This is a genomic window from Mycobacterium kyogaense, from assembly GCF_003254575.1.
Taxonomy (GTDB): Bacteria; Actinomycetota; Actinomycetes; order Mycobacteriales; family Mycobacteriaceae; genus Mycobacterium; species Mycobacterium kyogaense.
The window spans coordinates 72,011-92,878 of sequence record NZ_QJUA01000019.1 but is presented as its reverse complement, the minus strand read 5'-3'; the positions used below and the strand labels follow the sequence as shown (position 1 = coordinate 92,878).

At 67.2% G+C, this 20,868-nt stretch carries 21 protein-coding genes and 1 pseudogene; 12 read left to right on the top strand and 10 right to left on the bottom strand.

The annotated features are described in order from the left end of the window. Positions 1 to 39 precede the first annotated feature (39 nt). The gene (gene ggh / locus DMB80_RS14960) at positions 40 to 1,380 is read left to right on the top strand and encodes a glucosylglycerate hydrolase (RefSeq protein WP_111510563.1); all 1,341 of its coding nucleotides are present in this window, start codon (positions 40 to 42) and stop codon (positions 1,378 to 1,380) included. Positions 1,381 to 1,383: 3 nt separating this feature from the next. Here the strand turns inward: ggh and DMB80_RS14955 are convergent, their stop codons facing one another. The 6 genes and pseudogenes from DMB80_RS14955 to DMB80_RS14930 all read right to left on the bottom strand — a co-directional run bounded on the left by DMB80_RS14955 (position 1,384) and on the right by DMB80_RS14930 (position 8,487). Further along, on the bottom strand, positions 1,384 to 1,824 hold the full coding sequence (locus DMB80_RS14955) for a MarR family winged helix-turn-helix transcriptional regulator (RefSeq protein WP_046364574.1): 441 nt from the start codon (positions 1,822 to 1,824) through the stop codon (positions 1,384 to 1,386). Between the two features lie 67 nt (positions 1,825 to 1,891). Further along, positions 1,892 to 2,638 (bottom strand): annotated as a pseudogene (locus DMB80_RS14950) (amino acid ABC transporter ATP-binding protein). Then, a complete protein-coding gene (locus DMB80_RS14945) occupies positions 2,638 to 4,437 on the bottom strand; it encodes an ABC transporter substrate-binding protein/permease (protein ID WP_111510562.1) in 1,800 nt (599 codons plus the stop codon). The pseudogene DMB80_RS14950 and the gene DMB80_RS14945 overlap by 1 nt, the downstream one beginning before the upstream one ends. Positions 4,438 to 4,513: 76 nt before the next feature. Beyond that, entirely contained in the window at positions 4,514 to 5,308 is a 795-nt protein-coding gene (locus DMB80_RS14940; RefSeq protein ID WP_162938541.1) for an LLM class F420-dependent oxidoreductase, read from the bottom strand. A gap of 87 nt (positions 5,309 to 5,395) precedes the next feature. Then, positions 5,396 to 7,495, bottom strand: a complete 2,100-nt coding sequence (locus DMB80_RS14935) for a PhoX family protein (RefSeq protein ID WP_111510561.1) — start codon at positions 7,493 to 7,495, stop codon at positions 5,396 to 5,398. A 95-nt stretch (positions 7,496 to 7,590) separates the two neighbouring features. After that, a complete protein-coding gene (locus DMB80_RS14930) occupies positions 7,591 to 8,487 on the bottom strand; it encodes an alpha/beta fold hydrolase (RefSeq protein WP_111510560.1) in 897 nt (298 codons plus the stop codon). Between the two features lie 69 nt (positions 8,488 to 8,556). On the opposite strand from DMB80_RS14930, the gene DMB80_RS14925 reads away from it, so the two are divergent. Beyond that, positions 8,557 to 9,747, top strand: coding sequence for an enhanced intracellular survival protein Eis (locus tag DMB80_RS14925; protein ID WP_240431206.1), 1,191 nt, complete (start codon positions 8,557 to 8,559; stop codon positions 9,745 to 9,747). Positions 9,748 to 9,839: 92 nt separating this feature from the next. Here DMB80_RS14925 and DMB80_RS14920 read toward each other — a convergent pair whose 3' ends face one another. The 3 genes from DMB80_RS14920 to DMB80_RS14910 all read right to left on the bottom strand — a co-directional run bounded on the left by DMB80_RS14920 (position 9,840) and on the right by DMB80_RS14910 (position 12,549). Beyond that, positions 9,840 to 10,955 carry an inositol-3-phosphate synthase gene (locus DMB80_RS14920; protein WP_111510559.1) on the bottom strand — a complete coding sequence of 372 codons (1,116 nt, stop codon included), beginning with the start codon at positions 10,953 to 10,955 and terminating at the stop codon, positions 9,840 to 9,842. A gap of 61 nt (positions 10,956 to 11,016) precedes the next feature. Further along, on the bottom strand, positions 11,017 to 11,562 hold the full coding sequence (locus DMB80_RS14915) for a PadR family transcriptional regulator (protein ID WP_111510558.1): 546 nt from the start codon (positions 11,560 to 11,562) through the stop codon (positions 11,017 to 11,019). Positions 11,563 to 11,679: 117 nt separating this feature from the next. Further along, positions 11,680 to 12,549, bottom strand: a complete 870-nt coding sequence (locus DMB80_RS14910) for a DUF1707 SHOCT-like domain-containing protein (RefSeq protein ID WP_111510557.1) — start codon at positions 12,547 to 12,549, stop codon at positions 11,680 to 11,682. 111 nt (positions 12,550 to 12,660) lie between these two features. Here DMB80_RS14910 and DMB80_RS14905 point away from each other — a divergent pair, with 111 nt between their 5' ends. The 4 genes from DMB80_RS14905 to DMB80_RS14895 are packed head-to-tail and all read left to right on the top strand — an operon-like array spanning position 12,661 to position 17,253. Continuing rightward, complete coding sequence (locus DMB80_RS14905; protein ID WP_046364564.1) at positions 12,661 to 13,092, top strand: DUF5318 domain-containing protein; 432 nt, start codon at positions 12,661 to 12,663, stop codon at positions 13,090 to 13,092. A 38-nt stretch (positions 13,093 to 13,130) separates the two neighbouring features. Then, positions 13,131 to 13,265 carry a hypothetical protein gene (locus DMB80_RS28820; protein WP_276131548.1) on the top strand — a complete coding sequence of 45 codons (135 nt, stop codon included), beginning with the start codon at positions 13,131 to 13,133 and terminating at the stop codon, positions 13,263 to 13,265. Positions 13,266 to 13,270: 5 nt separating this feature from the next. After that, positions 13,271 to 15,610, top strand: a complete 2,340-nt coding sequence (locus DMB80_RS14900; RefSeq protein WP_276131547.1) for a transglycosylase domain-containing protein — start codon at positions 13,271 to 13,273, stop codon at positions 15,608 to 15,610. 8 nt (positions 15,611 to 15,618) lie between these two features. Continuing rightward, the gene (locus DMB80_RS14895; protein ID WP_111510577.1) at positions 15,619 to 17,253 is read left to right on the top strand and encodes a glycosyltransferase family 87 protein; all 1,635 of its coding nucleotides are present in this window, start codon (positions 15,619 to 15,621) and stop codon (positions 17,251 to 17,253) included. Here DMB80_RS14895 and DMB80_RS14890 read toward each other — a convergent pair. Then, positions 17,208 to 18,014 carry a DUF1206 domain-containing protein gene (locus tag DMB80_RS14890; protein ID WP_111510555.1) on the bottom strand — a complete coding sequence of 269 codons (807 nt, stop codon included), beginning with the start codon at positions 18,012 to 18,014 and terminating at the stop codon, positions 17,208 to 17,210. The genes DMB80_RS14895 and DMB80_RS14890 overlap by 46 nt on opposite strands. A 111-nt stretch (positions 18,015 to 18,125) precedes the next feature. On the opposite strand from DMB80_RS14890, the gene DMB80_RS14885 reads away from it, so the two are divergent. The 6 genes from DMB80_RS14885 (at position 18,126) to rplI (ending at position 20,730) form a co-directional block, all read left to right on the top strand. Beyond that, complete coding sequence (locus DMB80_RS14885) at positions 18,126 to 18,425, top strand: hypothetical protein (protein WP_046364152.1); 300 nt, start codon at positions 18,126 to 18,128, stop codon at positions 18,423 to 18,425. Positions 18,426 to 18,513: 88 nt separating this feature from the next. Beyond that, positions 18,514 to 18,984: a DUF5078 domain-containing protein gene (locus tag DMB80_RS14880; RefSeq protein ID WP_046364151.1), complete on the top strand. Its 471-nt coding sequence runs from the start codon at positions 18,514 to 18,516 to the stop codon at positions 18,982 to 18,984. Between the two features lie 113 nt (positions 18,985 to 19,097). Beyond that, positions 19,098 to 19,388, top strand: a complete 291-nt coding sequence (gene rpsF / locus DMB80_RS14875; RefSeq protein ID WP_018603055.1) for a 30S ribosomal protein S6 — start codon at positions 19,098 to 19,100, stop codon at positions 19,386 to 19,388. 66 nt (positions 19,389 to 19,454) lie between these two features. Further along, on the top strand, positions 19,455 to 19,961 hold the full coding sequence (locus tag DMB80_RS14870) for a single-stranded DNA-binding protein (protein WP_046364150.1): 507 nt from the start codon (positions 19,455 to 19,457) through the stop codon (positions 19,959 to 19,961). Between the two features lie 38 nt (positions 19,962 to 19,999). Continuing rightward, the gene (gene rpsR, locus DMB80_RS14865; protein WP_046364149.1) at positions 20,000 to 20,263 is read left to right on the top strand and encodes a 30S ribosomal protein S18; all 264 of its coding nucleotides are present in this window, start codon (positions 20,000 to 20,002) and stop codon (positions 20,261 to 20,263) included. 11 nt (positions 20,264 to 20,274) lie between these two features. Beyond that, a complete protein-coding gene (gene rplI, locus DMB80_RS14860; RefSeq protein WP_111510554.1) occupies positions 20,275 to 20,730 on the top strand; it encodes a 50S ribosomal protein L9 in 456 nt (151 codons plus the stop codon). Positions 20,731 to 20,868 lie beyond the last annotated feature (138 nt).

Here is a 20,868-nt window from a genome sequence, read left to right as displayed (position 1 = left end):
ACCTGCGCCGCGCGCGAACTCGTCGCATCATGGGAGGCGATGCCCCACGATCCGAGCTTTGCCCCGACACAACTCGCCGCCCGCGCGGCCTACCTGTTGCGCGGCAACGATCTCGGCACCATGACCACGGCGGCGCCGTTGCTGTATCCGCACATGTGGAGCTGGGACGCCGCCTTCGTGTCGATCGGGCTCGCGCCGCTGTCGGTCGAGCGGGCCGTGGTGGAGCTCGACACGCTGCTCTCGGCGCAGTGGCGCAACGGCATGATCCCGCACATCGTGTTCGCCAACGGGGTCGACGGATACTTCCCGGGGCCGGCGCGGTGGGCGGCCTCGGCGCTCTCGCCGGATGCGCCCCGCGGCAGGCACACCTCCGGGATCACGCAGCCGCCGGTGCATGCCATCGCCGTGCAGCGGATCCTCGACCATGCTCGCCGGCGTGGCCGCTCCACCCGCGCGGTCGCCGACGCATTCCTGGATCGCCGCTGGGGTGATCTGGTGCGCTGGCATCGGTGGCTGGCCGAATGCCGGGATCAGAAGGGGCACGGCCGCGTCACGGTGTACCACGGGTGGGAGTCCGGCATGGACAACTCGCCGCGCTGGGATGGCCCGTACGCCAACGTGATTCCCGGTGATGTGCCGCCGTATCAACGCGAGGACAACAAGATCAACACCGACGCGAGTCAGCGTCCCAGCGATCTCGAGTACGACCGCTACCTCTGGCTGGTCGAGCAGATGAAAGCGGTCCGCTACGACGACCGGATGCTGGCTGAGGCAATGAGTTTCGCGGTCGAGGACGTGTTCGTCTCGGCGATCTTCTCGGTGGCATGCCAGGTTCTCGCCGAGATCGGGGAGGACCACAAGCGTCCGCACGCCGACGTCAAGGACCTGTATTCCTGGGCGGACCGATTCCGGGCCGGTGTGATCGATACGACCGATCAAAGGACTGGTGCGGCAAGGGATTACGATGTTCGCGCCGATCGGTGGATCGCTACGGAGACGGTGGCTCAGTTCGCGCCTCTGCTGTGCGGGGGGCTGCCGCACGAGCGTGAGCGCGCGCTGATCCGGCTGCTCGAAGGGCCGCGGTTCTGCGGTCATCCGGACATGGCGTACGCACTGATTCCGTCGACGTCGCCGGTGTCGCGTGACTTCCGGTCCCGGGAGTACTGGCGCGGTCCGGTGTGGCCGGTGATGACGTGGTTGTTCTCGTGGTGCTTCGCCCGGCGCGGCTGGGCGGAGCGTTCGTCGGCGCTGCGACGGGAGGGGCTGCGTCAGGCCAGCGACGGCACCTTCGCCGAGTACTACGAACCGTTCACCGGGGAGCCGCTGGGCAGCATGCAGCAGTCGTGGACCGCGGCCGCGGTACTGGACTGGCTGGGCTGAGAGCTATTCGGCGATCCGCTCGAGCGGCGCCAGAGCGTTGGTCAGCGCCGCGAGTTCCTCCTCGCTGAGCTTGCTCAGCAGCTGCGCGAGGTGGGCCTGCCGGGAGGCCAGGGCGTCCCGATGCTGGGCGAGCCCCTCAGGGGTGATCTCGACGAGCACGGCCCGCAGATCCGAGGGATCGCGGGATCGCTTGACCAGGCCCAGCTTTTCCAGGCGCCGGATGGCGACGGTGGTGGTGGGGGTGCGAACCCGCTCGTGGGCGGCCAGCTCGGTCATCCTCATGGGTCCGCGGTCGAGCAGGGTCAGCAGGATCGACAGTTGCGCGAGCGTGAGATCGCCGGCGGTCGCGGTCTTGCCGGTGTGACGGAGCACGGACATCAACTTGGCCAGCACGCGCTGCAGATCGCCTGCAACATCGCTGACCTGGGCCTCCGTGGTCACCATAGTTTTGGCAGTCTAACGGGTCGCGGGCTGCCGCGACGCATGGTCAGCTTCTTTGCCGTAAATATGCTCACAGCACTTGCGAGAGGAAGCGCTGCAACCGTTCCGTTTCGGCTTTCTCGAAGATCTGCTCCGGTGGTCCGGTCTCGATCACCCGGCCGCGATCCATGAACACCACGGTGTCGGCGAAGGATCGGGCGAAATCCATCTCGTGGGTCACGATCACCATCGTCATCCCGTCGCCGCCGAGCTCGGCCATGAGCGCCAGCACGCCTTTGACCAGTTCGGGATCCAGCGCAGAGGTCGCCTCGTCGAAGAACATCACCTGCGGTGACATCGCCAGTGCGCGCGCGATCGCCACGCGCTGCTGCTGGCCACCCGAGAGGGTGGTCGGCCGCACCTCCGCCTTGTGTCGCAGCCCGACCCGGTCGAGTTGCGCGAGCCCGTGTTCACGTGCCGCGTCGGCGGCGAGGCCTTTGAGCCGACGTGGGGCCAACGTCACGTTCTCGAGCACCGTCTTGTGCGGGAACAGCTAAAACTGCTGGAACACCATGCCGATTCGTTGGCGCAGCTGGTCGGGGTCGTCGTGCAGCACGGAGCGTCCGTCGAGCAGGATGTCGCCACGATCGGGCTCGTAGAGACGATTGAGGGTGCGCAGCAGGGTGGACTTGCCCGATCCCGACGGCCCGATGACGGCGGTCGAGGTGCCGGCGGCGACGTCGAGATCGACACCGCGCAGTACGGCAGTGGGGCCGAAGGACAGGTGCAGGTCGGTGGCGGCCAGCGACACCGGTTCCAGTCCGGTGGCGGTCGCCATCAGTTCATCTCCTGGGCTGTCGAGGTGAGCAACGGATCGTCCTCCTCGTCGGGCCGGCGTCCGCGACGCAAGCGCGCGTCGATGAAGTTCACCAGGTGGGTGAGCGGGATGGTCAACGCCAGATAGAAGATTCCGGCAGCGACGAGAGGGGAGAGGTTGCCGGTCTGTGCGTTGAGGTCGCGACCCACCTGGAACAGCTCACGCTGGTTGGCGATCAGCCCGAGGAAGTACACCAGCGAGGACGCTTTCAGCAGCGAGATGAACTGGTTCATCAGCGCGGGCAGCACCCGCCGCACCCCCTGGGGGATCACCACCAGTCGCATCGAGGTGGCGTAGCTGAAGCCCAGTGCGCGCGATGCCTCCAATTGGCCGGGGTCGACGCTCTGGATGCCCGAGCGGAAGATCTCGCCCACGTACGCGGCCGCCATCAATCCCAGCGCCGCGATGCCCAGCGGGTACGGGTTGTTGCCGGTGAGGTGTCCGACGATCGGGCCGATGCCCAGTCCGATCAGCAGGATGATCACGACCTCGGGCAGACCGCGGAAGATGTCGGTGTAGATGCGTGCCGGCCACCGGAGCCACCGAGATGTCGAGATGCCGGCCACGGCCAGCACCATGCCGAGCACCAGACCGATCACGCTGGCCGCGAACGTCAGGATCAACGTGTTGGGCAGGCCCGTCGTCAGCAGATCCGGGATGGCCTGGCGGTAGAGGTTCCAGTCGAGGAACGAGTCCTTGAGTTGGGAGAGCGTCGATTTGGGGGCGACGGGCGCCGCGGGGGCGGCGGTCGCCTGGTTCTGCGCGGCGATCGCGGTGAAGTCCGGCAGCTGTGGGACCGGTGCAGCTTTGGACCCGGGTTTCCAGCCCGGGGGTAGGGCGCGGGGCACCCAGTCGGAGTAGAGCCGCGACCACGTCCCGTCGGCGATGATCGCGTCGAGTCCCGAGTTCAGCGCGTCGATCAGCGGCTGATTGTCCTTGGCGACGGCCCAGGCAACGAAATTGTCCAAGCTGAACGTGTTTTCGATGATCTCGGCGGGATCGCCGGACTTGACCGTGCCCTGCGCCTGCTGCGACGGGGCGACCCACGCGTCGATCTGGCGCGTCTTCAGACTGGCGTAGACGGTGTTGTAGTCGGGGAATTTCACCGGCTGCAGCTTCAACGTGTCGATGACGTAGGACTCCTGCACCGTGCCCTGCACGACGCCGATGCGTTGTCCTTCGGCCAGCGTGTCGAAGCCGGTGATCGCGGACCCCTGCGGCACGACGAGCGAGAAGTAACCGAAGTCGTAGCCGTTGGTGAAGCCGACGGTCTGCCGCCGGGCGTCGGTGGTGGTGATCGATGACGAGCCGACGTCGAAACGGCGCGCGGCCACCTGAGCCAGCAGCCCGGAGAACTCGGTGCCGACGAACTCTATCTTGAGGCCGAGCTTGTCGGCGATGGCCTTCAACAGTTCGTTGTCGTAGCCGGTGAACTGGCCGGCGGAGTCGATGCAGATGCTCGGCGGGGCGTCGGAGAGCGTGCCGACGGTCAGGGTGCCGGGCCGCGACAGCCCGAGTGCGTTGACGTCGATGTTCTGCAGCGGTGTCACGCCGGGTGTCGTGTACTTGTCTTCGCCGGGGCCGGCCGCCGCCGCGGAGAGGTTGGTCGGCAGCGCGCTGGCGCTCTTCTCTCCGGGCGGGGCGCATTGATCGTTCTGCGCGCCCGCCGGGGCGGCGAGGCCCATCGCGACGAGGAGGCCGGCCACCCACAGCACCGCGAACCATCTCACGACGGGAGCGGATACTCGCTTGCTGCTCATCTCAAGCAACGTAGTGGGCGTCGCGGCGCAGCCGAAAGTTTCGGCTCATCGAGTGTTGAAACACCGCTGCCGGACGTCAGCCGTCGCGGCGGTCGCGCCACCGGCACAGCGCCTCGGCTTTCGTGAGGTCGTAGTCGGGGCCGTTGACGCCGATCGTCAGCAGGGTGACACCGAGCCCGACGAGTGAGTCGGCGCCAGCGAGCATCGCCTCCTCGCTGCCCTCGGGGACGCCGGAGGAGCGCTCGATCGCCGAGGGATCGCGTCCGACGTCCGCGCAGTGACCGTCGAGGACCTCGGCTTTGCGGGGGTAGGTGGAGGCGTCGGTGAAGCCATGCCAGATGTGGGCGTACTCGGCGACCAGCCGCAGGGTCTTCTTCTCTCCCTGGCCGCCGATCAGGATCGGGATGTCGCGGGTCGGCGCCGGGTTGAGTTTGGCCAGGCGCGACGTGATGCGGGGCATCGCGGCAGCCAGATCGTCGAGCCGGCTGCCCGCAGTCCCGAACTCGTAGCCGTACTCGTCGTAATCCTTTTCTTTCCAACCGGATCCGATACCGAGGATCAGTCGGCCGTCGGAGATGTGGTCGACGGTGCGGGCCATGTCGGCGAGGAGCTCCGGGTTGCGGTAGGAGTTGCAGGTCACCAGCGCGCCGAACTCGATGCGTGAGGTCTGCTCCGCCCAGGCCGCGAGCATGGTCCAACATTCGTAGTGTGCGCCGTCGGGGTCTCCGTAGAGCGGGAAGAAGTGGTCCCAGTTGAACGCGATGTCGACACCGATGTCCTCGCAGCGGCGCACGGCGTCGCGGATGTGGCGGTACTCGGTCGAATGCTGGGGCTGCAGTTGCACGCCGATGCGCACGGGACGGCTCGTCATTTCAGCACAGTAGCCCCCGGCGAGCAGACGCAAACTCGAGTGTTCTGGGCCCAAATCACTCGAGTTCGCGACTGCTCGCGGGAGGAACTAGACGCCAATCTGGCCGTTGTCCTTCCACACCGCCACCACCGACGGCCGGGCGGTGCCGTTGCCGCCCTCGGGCCAGCGCGACCGCGGGTCGTCGATGCTGTTGTCGTCGTTCTCGCCGGGATGCTGCACGCAGACGGTGACGAGGGTGTCGGTGACGACGGGCCCGCAGGTCTCCGCGCCGATGGGCACGGTCAGGAACTGTTTCACCTCACCGCGATTCGGCCCGTCGAGCGCGACGGCGAACAGCCCGTCGTTGGAGTCCAGCGCGTTGCCGTCGGTGGAGATCCACAGGTTGCCGTGGCTGTCGAAGGCGAGGTTGTCGGGGCAGGAGATCGGGCTGACCTTGCTCTTGTCAAAGCCCGCGAAGTAGGTGTCGGCGGCCGCGGGATCCCCGCACACCAGCAGCAGTTCCCAGGTGAAGTCGGTGCCGGCGTGGTTGTCGGTGATCTCGAGGATCTGGCCGCTCTTGTTGTCGTTGCGGGGATTCGCGGCATCAGGTGCTGCCTCGCCGGGCGCGCCGCGGTCGTCGTTGTTGGTCAGCGCCACATAGACCTTGCCGGTCTTCGGGTTGGCCTCGAAGTCCTCGGGCCGGTCCATCTTGGTGGCGCCCGCTTTGTCGGCGGCCATGCGGGTGAACACCGCAGCTTCCTGGGCGGTGATGCCCTCCACCAGCGACTGCGCCTGCCCGCCGGGCCCGCTGCGCAGCAGGGGCAGCCAGGTGCCGGTCCCGCTGAACGAGCCCTTTTCCGGCAGCGTGCCCGAGCCGTCGATCTGTGCAGGCGGGATGTCGCTGGAGAGCTTGGCGACATACAGCGTGCCTTCGTCGAGGATCGACATGTTGTGCGCCATCGCCGCCGGATCGTATTTTTCCCCCGTCGCTCCGCTCGCCCCGGCCCCGGGTTGGATCTTCTTCGCCGAGACGAACTTGTACATGTAGTCGAACCTCTGATCGTCACCGGTATAGGCGACGACGGTGCCGTCGTCGGTGACGTAGATCGTGGCGCCTTCGTGCTTGAGCCGGCCCAGAGCGGTGTGCTTCACCGGGGTCGACGCCGGATCCCACGGATTGAGCTCCACGACGTAGCCGAACCGATTCACCTCGTTCGGGTTCTTGGTGAGGTCGAATCGCGGGTCGAAGGTCTCCCACTTCAACGATGTCGGTGCCGCTTCGACGCCGTAGCGATCCATCCGATCCGCGTCGACCGGCCCGGGTTTCGGGGCGCCGTCTGCCGCGCCGAAGTACTCGTGGAAGTTCTCTTCGCCCGAGAGCACCGTGCCCCACGGGGTGACCCCGCCCGAGCAGTTCGCGAAGGTGCCCGCGACGGTGCGTCCCGCGGGATCGGCTGCCGTCTTCACGAATGCGCTCCCCGCGGCGGGCCCGACGAGGGTGAAGGGGCTGTCGGCGGTGATGCGCCGGTTGTATTGGCCTATCACAGGTTTCAGCCCATCCGGGGTTCGCTCGACTTCGACGACACCCATGCCGACGGCGGCGATCTCTACCTCGAATTGCTCGCGTGTAGGGGCGTCGGACTTGTAGCCGGGGAACATGAACTGCGGGGTGACGTACTCGAAGTTGGTCACCAGCAGGAAGCGGTCATGCCGCCCGGGGATCGGCAGCAGCCCGGCGAAGTCGTTGTTGAAGCCGAACTGCCCGCGCTGCGCTGCCCCGGTCTGCCGGTTGACGTCGAAGGCGGGTGCGCCGGGCAGGATCGGGTCGCCCCAGCTGACGACGACCGCGTGCCGGTAACCATCGGCAACGACGACGGCGTCCTCGCTGTTGGGCGCCACCGATGCAAAATTCATCCCGGGCACCGGGCCGGGTGCAGGTGCTGCTGACGATGACGTGGGCGCGGGTTGGGTGGGGGAGGAGCAGGCCGCCAGAGCGGAGCCGGCGCCGACCGCGAGCACCGCGACGCCGCCGGCCTGCAGCATCGACCGTCGCGAGACGGCCTTGGCGATGTCGCTGAAGTACTCGTTGTCGCTGCGGTTGGGCACCGGCTTCGAGCAGGCGTCACCGCACTTGAACACGCACGTGACGTGTTGGCGGCGCGACTTCCCGTCGTGGCTGACGAACAGGTTCAACGGCAGGAGCGTCATGAATTCCCTCGAGTCGGTTCCAGCGCGGACCGCGCGAACCTACGACACCTGAACCAGCAGCAGACCACCAGCGAGTGAACAGCAAGTGTCCAGGCTCAGCCGGCCAGCACGCCCCGCAGCAACTCCACCAGGATTCGCGGCTGGTCGCTCTGCACCGAGTGACCCGAGTTCTCCACGACGTGGACATGCTGGAAACCCGGTGCGGTGCGGGCGAATTCGGCGGCGTCGTCGTCGTCGACGAAGAACGACTTCGCCCCGCGGATCAACGTCGTCGGAGTGTGCAGCCGCGGCACGTCCTCCCACAGGCCCTCGAAGCCCTCGCCCTTGCGGATCGAGTCGTACCGCCATGTCCACGATCCGTCGTCGAGCCGCTTGGCGTTGTGAAACACCCCGCGCCGCAACGACTCTCGATCGCGGTGCGGAGCGGCCGCGACGGTCACGTCGAGCATCGCGGCGAAGGAGGGGAACGTCCGCTCACCCTGGACCAGCGCGACGGTCCCCTTCTGGGCGTCGGTCATCTGCTGGTGCCGCTCGGGTGCTGACGGGGTAACATCCACCAGGACGAGACGGCGCACCAGTTCCGGGGCTGCCACCGCCAACCGCAGGGCGGTCAGCCCGCCGAGTGACATGCCCACCACGAGGTCCGCGTCGGGAGCCAGATCTCGCACCACCGGTTCGACGGCGCGGGCGTTGAGCACCGGGCCGTAATCGCCGTCTTCGCGCCACGCGGATCGGCCGTGGCCCGGCAGATCGATTGCCAGTGCGGGCAGGCCGAGGCCCATGATCACGGTGTCCCACGTGTGCGCGTTCTGCCCGCCGCCGTGCAGGAACACCACGCGCACCGGGTCGCCGCCGAACCGCAGTGCACTGACCGGCCCGTGCTCGACGCGAGTCGCGGGCATGGGCTCACCGCTCACGCCGGCTTGTCGCGCGTTCTCGGGAAGGAAGACGAACTCGGAGAGTCCGGCCAGTTCGTCGTCGCTGTCGACCATGGTTGGACACTACGCACCTCGGGGATATTGGGATGCGATGGGCGTCCGGGATGTGCCACCGTCGAGGCCATGTCCGACATCATGTTCCGCAGTGCAGAGGAGGCAGATTGGCCCGCGATGGGCTTGATCACGGAGACGGCCTTCGGATTCCGGCAGCCCGACGAGGCGGCTGAGGCGTGGCGTTCGTTGATCGCAGCTGACGGTGCCGTGGTGGCATGCGACCGCGATGCCGTGGTCGGCACCGCGGTGTTCCTGGATTTCCAGCTGACGGTGCCCGGCGGGGCGGTGCTGCCGATGGCCGGCGTGTCCATGGTCGCCGTCGCTCCCACACACCGGCGGCGGGGTGCTTTGACCGGCATGATCGACGAGCTGCATCGGCGGATGGGGGCCTATCCGATCGCCGGCCTGGAGGCCAGTGAGGCGGAGATCTACGGCCGCTTCGGCTATGGCCCGGCGACGGTGTGGGAGCGGCTCGAGGTGCACCGTGGCGGGGCGCGCTTCCGCCCGGGGGTGCCCGATCCCGGCGGGGTCCGGCTGGTGCAGCCCGCCGAGCATCGCGCGCAATTGGAGGACGTCGACGAGCGGTGGCGTCGGCAGACGCCCGGCGGCCTGCACACTCCGTCGCGGCTGTGGGATGAGGTGCTGGCGGACCGGGAGGCATCGAGACACGGTGGGTCGCCTCGTTATTGCCTGCTGCATCGGGACGGCTACGCGTTCTACCGTCTGCATGGCGGCGACGAGAAGACGACCGCCGAGGTGACGAAGATGGCGGCGGTGACTGCGGAGGCGGAGATCGCGCTGTGGCGGGTGCTGGTGGGGCTCGACCTGAAGGAGATCGTCGGCCTCCACACCCATCCCGGGAACGTGATTCGCTACCTATTGACGGATCCGCGGTTGGCCCGCACCCGGGAGATGTTCGACGGGTTGTGGTTGCGGATGCTCGACATCCCGGCGGTGCTGCAGGCGCGTACTTACGCGGCTGATTTCGAGGTGGTACTCGAGGTGTCCGACGACTTCCTGGGTCGCGGCGGGCGTTTCGCGCTGACGGTGCGCGACGGGCGCGCGACGTGTGAGCGTACCGACGCCGCAGCGAACGTCCACCTCGATGTCTCGGTGCTGGGCAGCCTGTACTTCGGCGCGCATCGCGCGTCGTCGTTCGCTGCCGCACGCCAATTACGGTGCAGCGACGTCGAACTGGTCACCGCCCTCGACAGGGCGTTCGCCACCGATGTGCCCGCGGAGCTCGGGTTCGGCTTCTAGGGCTCTGACCCCACAAACGACACTGCGGGGAGATCGGCCATCCCGGTGGAATGGCGATCTCCCCGCAGTCTCGACGGGAAAACCTAGCCCTCTTACTTCCCCGAGTCGCTTCGCTCCTGCCCGCCGGCGATGAACTGCTCCAGCTGCTCGCGCGCCAGGTCGTCGGCGAGCTGCTTGGGCGGGCTCTTCATCAGGTAGGCCGAGGCGGCTTCGATGGGTCCGCCGATGCCGCGGTCCTTGGCGATCTTCGCCGCGCGCACCGCGTCGATGATCACGCCGGCCGAGTTGGGGGAGTCCCACACCTCGAGCTTGTACTCCAGGTTCAGCGGCACGTCGCCGAAGGCACGGCCTTCGAGGCGGACATAGGCCCACTTGCGGTCGTCGAGCCACGCGACGTGGTCGGACGGGCCGATGTGGACGTTCTTGTCCTCGATCTTGTTGGCCAGCGAGCCCTGCAGGTTCGACGTGACGGCCTGGGTCTTGGAGACCTTCTTCGACTCGAGGCGTGAACGCTCGAGCATGTTGAGGAAGTCCATGTTGCCGCCGACGTTGAGCTGGTAGGTGCGGTCCAGCGTGACGCCGCGATCCTCGAACAGCTTGGCCATCACGCGGTGGGTGATGGTGGCGCCGACCTGGCTCTTGATGTCGTCGCCGACGATCGGAACACCGGCGTCTTCGAACTTCTTGGCCCACAGCGGGTCCGAGGCGATGAACACCGGAAGGGCGTTGACGAAGGCGACCCCGGCGTCGATCGCGCACTGGGCGTAGAACTTGTCGGCCTCTTCGGAGCCCACGGGCAGGTAGGAGACCAGCACGTCGACCTTGGCGTCCTTGAGCGCCTTGACGACGTCGACCGGCTCGGCGTCGGACACCTCGATGGTGTCGGCGTAGTACTTGCCGATGCCGTCGAGGGTCGGGCCGCGCTGCACGACGATGTCGGTGGGCGGCACGTCGGCGATCTTGATGGTGTTGTTCTCCGACGCGAAGATCGCCTCGGACAGGTCGAAGCCGACCTTCTTGGCGTCCACGTCGAACGCGGCGACGAACTTCACGTCGCGCACGTGGTACTGGCCGAGCTTGACGTGCATCAGGCCGGGCACGCTGGCGTTCTCGTCGGCGTCCTTGTAGTACTGCACGCCTTGCACGAGCGAGGACGCGCAGTTGCCCACGCCGACGATCGCGACCCGGACGTCGTTGCTTGCGGTCATGACGACTTCTCCTCTTGTCCTACTTCAACTTCTGTAAGGGGCTGTGTGGGTGGTACGGGGCTCAACTCTGTTCAGCGCGTCCCTGCGCCGATTTCTCCGCCGCGATCAACTCGTTGAGCCATGTGACTTCGCGTTCGCTCGATTCCAGCCCCAGCTGGTGAAGCTGGCGGGTGTATCGATCGAATGAGTTGCTCGCCCGCGCGATTGCTTCACGCAGACTTTCCCGGCGCTCTTCGACCTGACGGCGGCGGCCTTCCAGAATCCGCATCCTGGCCTCGGCCGGGGTGCGGTTGAAGAAGGCGAGGTGTACGCCGAATCCGTCGTCGGAGAAGTTCTGTGGTCCGGTGTCGGCGACCAGTTCGGTGAAGCGCTGCTTGCCCGCCTCGGTGAGCTGGTAGACGCGGCGCGCGCGGCGCACTTTGAGGGTGCCTTCCGGGGCGGCGTCCTCGACGATCAGGCCGTCGGCTTGCATGCGGCGCAGCGCGGGGTACAGCGAGCCGTAGGAGAACGCGCGGAACGCTCCCAGCAGACCCGTGAGCCTCTTGCGCAGTTCGTATCCGTGCATCGGCGATTCTTGGAGCAACCCGAGGATGGCGAGTTCGAGCATCCGGGGCACCTCCTCATGATTCAGCCGCTACGACGGTTCGACACCTCGCGCAATAGTATCGCGCCGATATATTGAACGCCACACGGGTGCGCCTCGTAGCGGCCGGGGGCGCAGGGTTCAGGCGTTGGCGTAGTTGATGTTCTTGACGGTCAGATCGCCGTTGAGCTGCATGTATCCGCTGTCCCCGAAATTGGGGGTGACGTAGATGCTGATTTGGATGCTGTCCGGCGGCGCGGTCATGTCGCGGTTGGCTTCGATGCTGATGTAGGTGGTCTTCACCTCGGCCGGGTTGATGCCCAGCGTCTCGGGCGCCCCACGCAGGATGCCGACCAGCTTGGGGATGTCGAAGGCGGCGAGGTTCACGACGCGCTCATCGGAACTCACGCTGGTCTCGCTCGGATCCCCCCACCCGCCGCGGTAGGAGTAGTTGAGCACCCGGCGCGGTTCGGTGGGGTCCTGCCGCTCCAGCGAGGCGTAGTCGGGGTAGATGGTGGTCGAGTAGCCCATGGTGTCGCCGAACTTCTGCTTCATCTGGGTGAACAGGCCGGTCAGACCGCCGAGCGAGTGCAGCTGCCGGGGCGGCGTGAGCACCTGGGCGGGGATTCCGTCGTCCTTGGCGCCCGGGTCGGACGTGAAGTTCAGCGGCGACGGCGTGTTGCCGTAGAGGCCCCACCCGACCGCGATCCCGAAGATCACCAGCACTGCGGCCATCGCGATGCGAATACCGACGCCGCCGGGCAGCGTCGGCAGCCGCCGCGGAGGTTTGCGTAGCTGCGTCGGCGCGTTGGCGGTCTGCAGGTCGGAGACCAGCTCCTGGAGTTCGCCGAGGGTGGCGGCGTTGGTGGCGGCCTTGACCCGCTCACCGTGCTCGGTCATCGACAGCTGGCCCTCGGCGAGCGCGGTGTCGAGGATCTGGCAGGTATCGGTGCGATCGCTGTCTTTCGCGCGCGTCCACGATGTTCCGCGCGCTGAGCTGCCGGGAGCCACGACGAGATCGTAAGAGTTGGGTCGCTGATCCCGCAGGCCCGCCGCGAACCGGGCCGCGTCGGGTGCCCCGTCGAGCCTCCGCCGCTGAGGCGCCGACGTACTCTGGTCAGCGTGCGATTGCAGCGACAGGTGGTGGATTACGCCCTGCGGCGCCGGTCGCTGCTGGCTGAGGTCTATTCCGGGCGCACGGGTGTCTCGGAGGTCTGCGACGCGAATCCGTATCTGCTGCGCGCCGCGAAGTTCCACGGCAAGCCCAGTTCGGTGATGTGTCCGATCTGCCGCAAGGAGCAGCTGACGCTGGTGTCGTGGGTGTTCGGTGATCACCTGGGCGCGGTGTCCGGCTCGGCCCGCACGGCGGAGGAGCTGGTTCTGCTGGCGACCCGTTATGACGAGTTCTCGGTTCACGTGGTGGAGGTATGTCGGACTTGCAGCTGGAATCACCTGGTGAAGTCCTACGTGCTGGGCGCGATACCGCCACCCAAGGGGTCCCGTCCGCGTCGTACGCAGACCGCGCGCGGCGCCGCGCGGACGGCCAGTGAATAGCCCGGGGCGCCCCGACCGTTCCGCCGACCGAGCCCGTGATGGGCGCAGGGCGGCCGACGGCGGTGGCGCGCTTCCCCAGCCTCAACCCCGACCGCAGCCGCCTCGGCCCCAGGCGCCTCGTCGGGCCGACGGACCCGCGCACGCCGCGCGTCCGCACCCCGACGATCGGTTGACGACGGTGCTGCCCCCGGTTCGGGAGGAGCGGCCGCGGCACCTCAAGGATCCGATCGACGACGTCAAGCGCGCGCTCGATGGCCGCCCGCCCAAGCAACCGCCACCACCGCCGCGTCGCCCGACGGGCGGTGGCGGACCGGGCGGTGGCGGCCCGTCGGACCGCCGGCCCGGCTGGCGCCAGCAGGTCAACTGGAAGTGGGTGCGCCGCGGGCTGATCGCCTGCGCCGGCGTCCTGATCGTGTTGCCGCTGCTGACGTTCGGCATGGCCTATCTCATCGTCGACGTGCCAAAGCCCGGAGACATCCGGACCGCGCAGGTGTCGACGATCCTGGCGAGCGACGGGTCGGAGATCGCGAAGATCGTCCCGCCCGAGGGCAACCGGGTGGACGTCAACATCGACCAGATCCCGGTGCACGTGCGCGACGCGGTGATGGCCGCCGAGGACCGGGACTTCTATTCCAATCCGGGCTTCTCGTTCACCGGCTTCCTGCGGGCGTTCAAGAACAACATCTTCGGCGGCGATCTGCAGGGCGGGTCCACCATCACCCAGCAGTACGTCAAGAACGCGTTGGTCGGTGATGCCCGTTCCGGCGTGGGCGGATTGATCCGAAAAGCCAAAGAGCTGGTCATCTCGACCAAGATGTCCAGCGAGTGGTCCAAAGACCAGGTGATGCAGTCGTACCTGAACATCATCTACTTCGGCCGCGGCGCGTACGGCGTGGCCGCGGCGTCCAAGGCCTACTTCAACAAGCCCGTCGAACAGCTCACCGTCGCCGAGGGCGCGTTGCTCGCCGCGTTGATCCAGCGGCCGTCGTCCCTCGACCCGGCTGTCGATCCCGAAGCAGCCACCGAGCGGTGGAACTGGGTGCTCGACGGCATGGTGTCCATCGGCGCGCTGTCTGCGCAGGATCGCGCGACGCAGGTGTTCCCGCCGACGATCCCGCCGGATGCGGCGATCACGCAGAACCAGACGACCGGGCCCAACGGCTTGATCGAACGCCAGGTGATCAACGAGCTGATGGACATCTTCAACATCAGTGAGCAGCAGCTCAACACCGAGGGCCTGCAGGTCACCACCACCATCGATCCGAAGGCGCAGTCCTCGGCACTCGACGCCGTCAACGAGTACATGGACGGTCAAGACCCGGACATGCGCACGGCGGTGGTGTCGATCGACCCCAAGACCGGCGGCGTCAAGGCCTACTACGGCGGCAACGACGCCAACGGCTTCGACTTCGCGCAGGCCGGTCTGCCGACCGGCTCGTCGTTCAAGGTGTTCGCATTGGTCGCGGCGCTGCAGCAGGGCATGGGCCTGGGCTACCAGGTGGACAGTTCACCTGTCACCGTGGACGGCATCAAGATCACTAATGTCGAGGGCAGCAGCTGCGGCAACTGCAACATCGCCGAGGCGTTGAAGCGCTCTCTGAACACCAGCTACTACCGCCTGATGCTGAAACTCAAGAACGGTCCGCAGGATGTGGCCGACGCCGCGCACGCGGCCGGTATCGCCGAGAGTTTCCCCGGCGTCGAGCACACGCTGTCCGAGGACGGCAAGGGCGGCCCCCCGAACAACGGCGTCGTGCTGGGGCAGTACCAGTCCCGGGTCATCGACATGGCGTCGGCGTACGCGACCCTCGCGGCATCCGGGGTGTACCACAAGCCGCATTTCGTGCAGAAGGTCGTCAACGCCGAGGGCACGGTCCTGTTCGATGCGAGCCAGGAGGACAACGCGGGCGAACAGCGCATCGACAAGGCCGTGGCCGACAATGTGATCGCGGCCATGCAGCCGATCGCCGGCTATTCCAACGGTCACGCATTGGCCGGCGGACGCCCGTCGGGCGCCAAGACCGGCACCAACCAGCTCGGTGACACCGGCGCCAATCGTGATGCGTGGATGGTCGGTTACACACCGTCGTTGTCGACGGCGGTCTGGGTCGGCACCGTGGACGGCACCAAGCCGCTGGAGAACAAGTGGGGCTCCCCGGTGTACGGGTCGGGTATCCCGAGCGACATCTGGAAAGCCACGATGGACGGTGCTCTGGACGGCACCGACAACGAGTCGTTCCCGAAGCCGGAGGAGATCGGCGGTTACGCCGGTGTCCCGCAGGCGCCGCCACCCCCGCCGTCGACCACGGTGGCCCCGCCGCCGTCCAACACCGTGATCCAGCCGACACTCGAGATCGCGCCCGGCATCACGATCCCGTGGGGCCCACCGACGACGGTGCCGGCGACACCCGGTCCCGTGCCGGAAGGAACGCCGCCAGGTCCCGAAGTGGTGCCCGGCGTGCCACAGCCCGGAGCCCCGGTTCCGGTGGCGCCTGGCGCTCCGCCGCCGCCTCCGTGACCTCACAGATGCCGCGGGAATCGCCAGCTCCGCTGGCTCCGGCAGAATCGCCAGCTCCGCTGGCCGACGACCTCCGGAGCCTCGACGACCGCGACTTCCCCAGCCGCACAGACACTCTCGGTGCCGGACTGTCGGGCACCATCGGAGGTCCGGTGGGTCGCCACGCGCTCATCGGCCGCACCCGCTTCCTGACCCCACTTCGGGTGATGCTGCTCATCGCGATCGTGTTCCTGGCGCTGGGCTATTCCACCAAGGCCGCATGCCTGCAGACGACGGGGACGGGGACCGCCGATCAGCGGGTCGGCAACTGGGCCAACAACCGCGCCTACTACGAGCTCTGCTACTCCGACACCGTGCCGCTCTACACCGCCGAGCTGCTCAATCTCGGGAAGTTCCCGTACAAGTCGAGCTGGCTGGAAACCGACGAGAAGAGCATGCCGCGCGTCCAGTACGACGGTGCGCCGGCGGTGCGCTACATGGAGTATCCGGTGCTGACCGGCATCTATCAGTACCTGTCGATGTCGCTGGCGAAGACGTACACGACGCTGACGAAACTGACGTCGGTGCCGATCATCGCCGAGGTGGTGATGTTCTTCAACATCTCCGCGTTCGGGCTGGCCCTGGCCTGGCTGACCACTGTGTGGGCGACCGCGCTGCTGGCCGGTGCGCGCCGGATCTGGGATGCGGCACTGGTGGCGGCGTCACCGCTGGTGATCTTTCAGATCTTCACCAACTTCGATGCGCTCGCCACCGCGGCCGCCGCTGGCGCGCTGCTGGCGTGGGCGCGCCGACGGCCGGTCCTGGCGGGCGTGCTGATCGGTCTGGGCGTGGCAGCCAAGCTCTATCCTCTGCTGCTGTTGATTCCCATGGTGCTGTTGGCCATTCGCACATCGCGGCTGCAGGAGGTGGCCAAGACGGCGCTCGCGGCCGGGGCGACGTGGCTGGTGGTCAACCTGCCGATCATGCTGCTGTTCCCGCGGGGATGGTCAGAGTTCTTCCGCCTCAACACCCGTCGGGGCGACGACATGGATTCGCTCTACAACGTCGTGAAGTCGTTCACCGGATGGCAGGGTTTCGATCCGAACCTCGGCTTCTGGGAACCGCCGGTGGTGCTCAACACCGTCACCGCCGCGCTGTTCGCCGCGTGTTGCATCGCGATCGGATACATCACGCTGACTGCTGCGCGCCGGCCGCGTATCGCCCAGATCGCGTTCCTGGTGGTGGCGGCGTTCCTGCTGACGAACAAGGTGTGGAGCCCGCAGTTCTCGCTGTGGCTGGTGCCGTTGGCGGTGCTGGCGCTACCGCACCGGCGAGTGCTGCTGGCATGGATGACGGTCGACATGCTGGTCTGGGTGCCTCGGATGCTGTACCTGTTCGGCGAACAGAACAAGGGCCTGCCCGAGCAGTGGTTCACTGCCACCGTGCTGCTTCGGGACATCGCGGTCGTCACGTTGTGCGCGTTGATCATTCGCCAGATCTACCGTCCCGAGCTGGACCTCGTGCGCGGTCACGGCATCGACGATCCGGCCGGCGGGCCGTTCGATCGGGCGCCGGATGCCTATCCGTCGTGGGTGCCGGACTGGTTGCAGCCGCGCACTCACATCCGCGCCCAGCGGGCCAACGCCAAGCTGTACAGCCCGTAGCACGCGAAGCCGAGCGCGGCGAACAACAGGAGCGCGTCACCGGAGGTTGCCGACCCCAGTGCCTGAACGGCCGCGTCGAGTCCGGCGGCTTTGGCCGGGTCGGCCCGCACGGCGGCGACGATCACCAACACCCCGGCGAGTGCGTAGACGATGCCCTCGGCGACGTAGCCGTAGATGCCGAGCACCAGCACCACCCGGCCGCCGGAGGTCGTCAGGTCGTCGACGAAGCGCCGGGAGGCGCCCTTGTAGGCGTAGTAGCCGCCGATCACCGCTACCACCGCCCCGACGCCGACCAGGAGCAGGCGCCCGCAAAACGATTGCATCAGAACAGCACTCGCGCCGGAGTTCTGCTCGCTGCTGGTCTCGCGACGCCCGACGGCGAAGCGTATGCAGGTGTATCCCACGCTGCAGTAGACGGCCAGCAGACCGAGGGCCTTGAGCCGGTTGCCGAGGCTGGCATCGCTCGGATCGCGGCCACCTTCGGCCGGATGCAGACCGAGCAAGGCTTCGGCGAGGCGCCAGGCCGCCAGAGGCACCAGCGCCGCGGCGATCGCCCACAGGATCAGCACCCCGTCGGTGGCGGCGGCGATCGTCGCCATCGCGCCGGAAGGGTCGGCGTGGCCGCCGCGGCCGAGCGCGATCCGTGCGATCACGTAGGCGATGAGGAAGTGCAGGAGTCCGCTGGCCAGGAAGCCGGCGCGTGCGGTTCTGCGGACACCGCCGTGGGCCAGAATCCGGTCGACGATCGGCGGCCGGGACATCACCGCGCTCTACCCTTCGCCCAGAGGATCGAAACCGGGGTGTTTCCCGGTGCCGCCTGGTGGTTATATTTGCTAAGCATCTGTATGCAGTCTGCAGGCTGGAGTCGTCTCATGAGTTTTCTGACCAAGACCGCGCCCGTCGCCGTGATCCTCGGCGGAATCGTCGCGGGCGCGCTGGGCTTCGGTGCGGGAACTTCGGTGGCGCAGCCGCCGCCCCCGCCTCCGGGACCGGCCGAGTTCCCCCCGAACCCGCCGGGTGAGCCGGTGCCGAACTGGGCGCCCCGCAAGCCGGCCGACATGTGGAACGGCGAGCCGGTGGTGTGGACCTCGATGTGGGGTGGGCGCTGGGGCGTGTGGAAGCACGGACAGTTCATCACGCTGTCGTCGAACCCCGTCACCAACGGCGGTTGAGGATCGGACTGCGCAGCTTCCTAGCTGCGCTATATAGTTGGCCCACGGCGGGTGAGATGCGCCGGCATTCGGCGAGGTAGGAGCGATCATGATCGGAATGGCGAGTCGAGTGCTGCGGACGGCCCTGGCGACGGCAGCAGCCGCCGGTGCTCTGTTCGGCGCCGCGGGTACCGCGCAGGCCGATTCGACCGACGACTACCCGATCCCGCACCGCATCATCGTCACCCAGTGCGATGTCGAGCAGTACATGCTCGCCGCCCGCGACACCAGCCCGGTGTACTTCGAGCGCTACATGATCGACCGGAGCAACCGGCCGGCCGACGTGCAGCAGCAGGCCTTCGACCGCATCCACTGGTTCTTCTCCCTCGACCCGGTCGCGCGGCGCCAGTACTCCGAGGACACCGCCACGAACGTCTACTACGAGAACGTGGCGACCCACTGGGGCAACTGGGCGAAGTTGTTCTTCAACAACAAGGGTGTCGTGGCGCACGCCACCGATGTCTGCATGAACTACCCCAAGGGCGACATGTCCGTCTGGGATTGGCCCGTTCGCCGCTAGCGATTTCGCAGGTCCACCTCTGGTCCTATACCCTGGGCGGGTTGCCGACGCAGGCGACCCTCCTGCCACGGACACGCCGTGGCCGTCAGACCAGAGGAGGTGATGGGTTCCCTATGCGTCCATACGAAATCATGGTCATTCTCGACCCCACACTCGACGAGCGCACTGTTGCTCCGTCGTTGGAGACGTTCCTGAACGTCATCCGTAAAGACGGTGGCAGTGTCGACAAGGTCGACATCTGGGGTCGTCGCCGGCTGGCCTACGAGATCGCCAAGCATGCCGAAGGCATCTACGCGGTGGTCGACGTCAAGGCAGAGCCCGCGACGGTGTCCGAACTCGACCGTCAGCTCAACCTCAACGAGTCCGTGCTGCGGACCAAGGTGATGCGCACAGACAAGCACTAAAGGGTGCCGATCGTCGGAGCCGCTGCGTAGGCTCGCGCCCAACGTCCGCTCACCTAGGAGGAACTCGTGGCTGGTGACACCACCATCACCGTCGTAGGAAACCTGACCGCCGATCCGGAACTGCGTTTCACGCCGTCCGGTGCCGCGGTGGCCAATTTCACCGTTGCGTCCACCCCGCGCATCTACGACCGGCAGAGCGGGGAGTGGAAGGACGGCGAGGCGCTGTTCCTGCGGTGCAACATCTGGCGTGAGGCCGCCGAGAACGTGGCCGAGAGCCTGACCCGCGGGTCGCGCGTCATCGTGACGGGACGGTTGAAGCAGCGCTCCTTCGAAACCCGCGAGGGCGAGAAGCGCACGGTGGTCGAGGTCGAGGTCGACGAGATCGGGCCGTCGCTGCGCTACGCGACCGCGAAGGTGAACAAGGCGAGCCGCAGTGGTGGCGGCGGAGGCGGCTTCGGCGGCGGCGGTGGCGGCGGGAATTCCCGTCCCTCCGAGCCGCCCAAGGACGACCCGTGGGGCAGCGCGCCCGCATCGGGGTCCTTCGGTGGCGCCGACGACGAGCCCCCCTTCTGAGACAAAACATTCAGTGATTTCAAGAAAGAGTTAGACACATGGCGAAGTCCTCCACCAAGAGGCGTCCGGCTCCGGAAAAGCCGGTCAAGACACGCAAGTGCGTGTTCTGCTCCAAGAAGGGCAAGGGGCAGAACATCGACTACAAGGACACCGCGCTGCTGCGCACCTACATCAGCGAGCGCGGCAAGATCCGTGCTCGCCGGGTGACCGGCAATTGCGTTCAGCACCAGCGTGATATCGCGATCGCGGTGAAGAACGCCCGCGAGGTCGCGCTGTTGCCGTTCAGCTCGGCGACGCGGTAAGGACGGTTGAGATGAAACTGATTCTGACTGCCGAGGTCGAGCACCTCGGAACGGCCGGTGACGCGGTCGAGGTGAAGGACGGCTACGGGCGTAACTACCTGCTGCCCCGTGGGCTGGCGATCGTTGCGACGCGTGGCGCGCAGCGCCAGGCCGAGGACATCCGGCGCGCCCAGGAGCTCAAGAGCGTCAAGAGCCTCGAGCACGCCAACGAACTGAAGACCGCACTCGAGGGTCTCGATGGCGTCGAGCTCTCGGTGAAGACCGCCGGGGATTCGGGCAAGTTGTTCGGCTCGGTCTCCGCGGCTGACGTGGTGGCGGCCATCAAGAAGGCCGGCGGACCGAACCTCGACAAGCGGACCGTGCAGCTGCCCAAGGCGCACATCAAGAGCGTGGGCACCCACTCCGTCACGATCCGGCTGCACCATGATGTGGCCGCGACCGTGTGGCTGAACGTGGTCGCCAACTAGCACTACGCGAGTCAACGGCCGGGTGAGGACCGAGAGGTCCGAGCCCGGCCGTTGTCGTGCTCTCGGCGAATTGTTCGCAGTGAATCCGCCACGGCGAACATAACCCGGTGTTAACCTCTTCGGCCCGCGATGGAAACG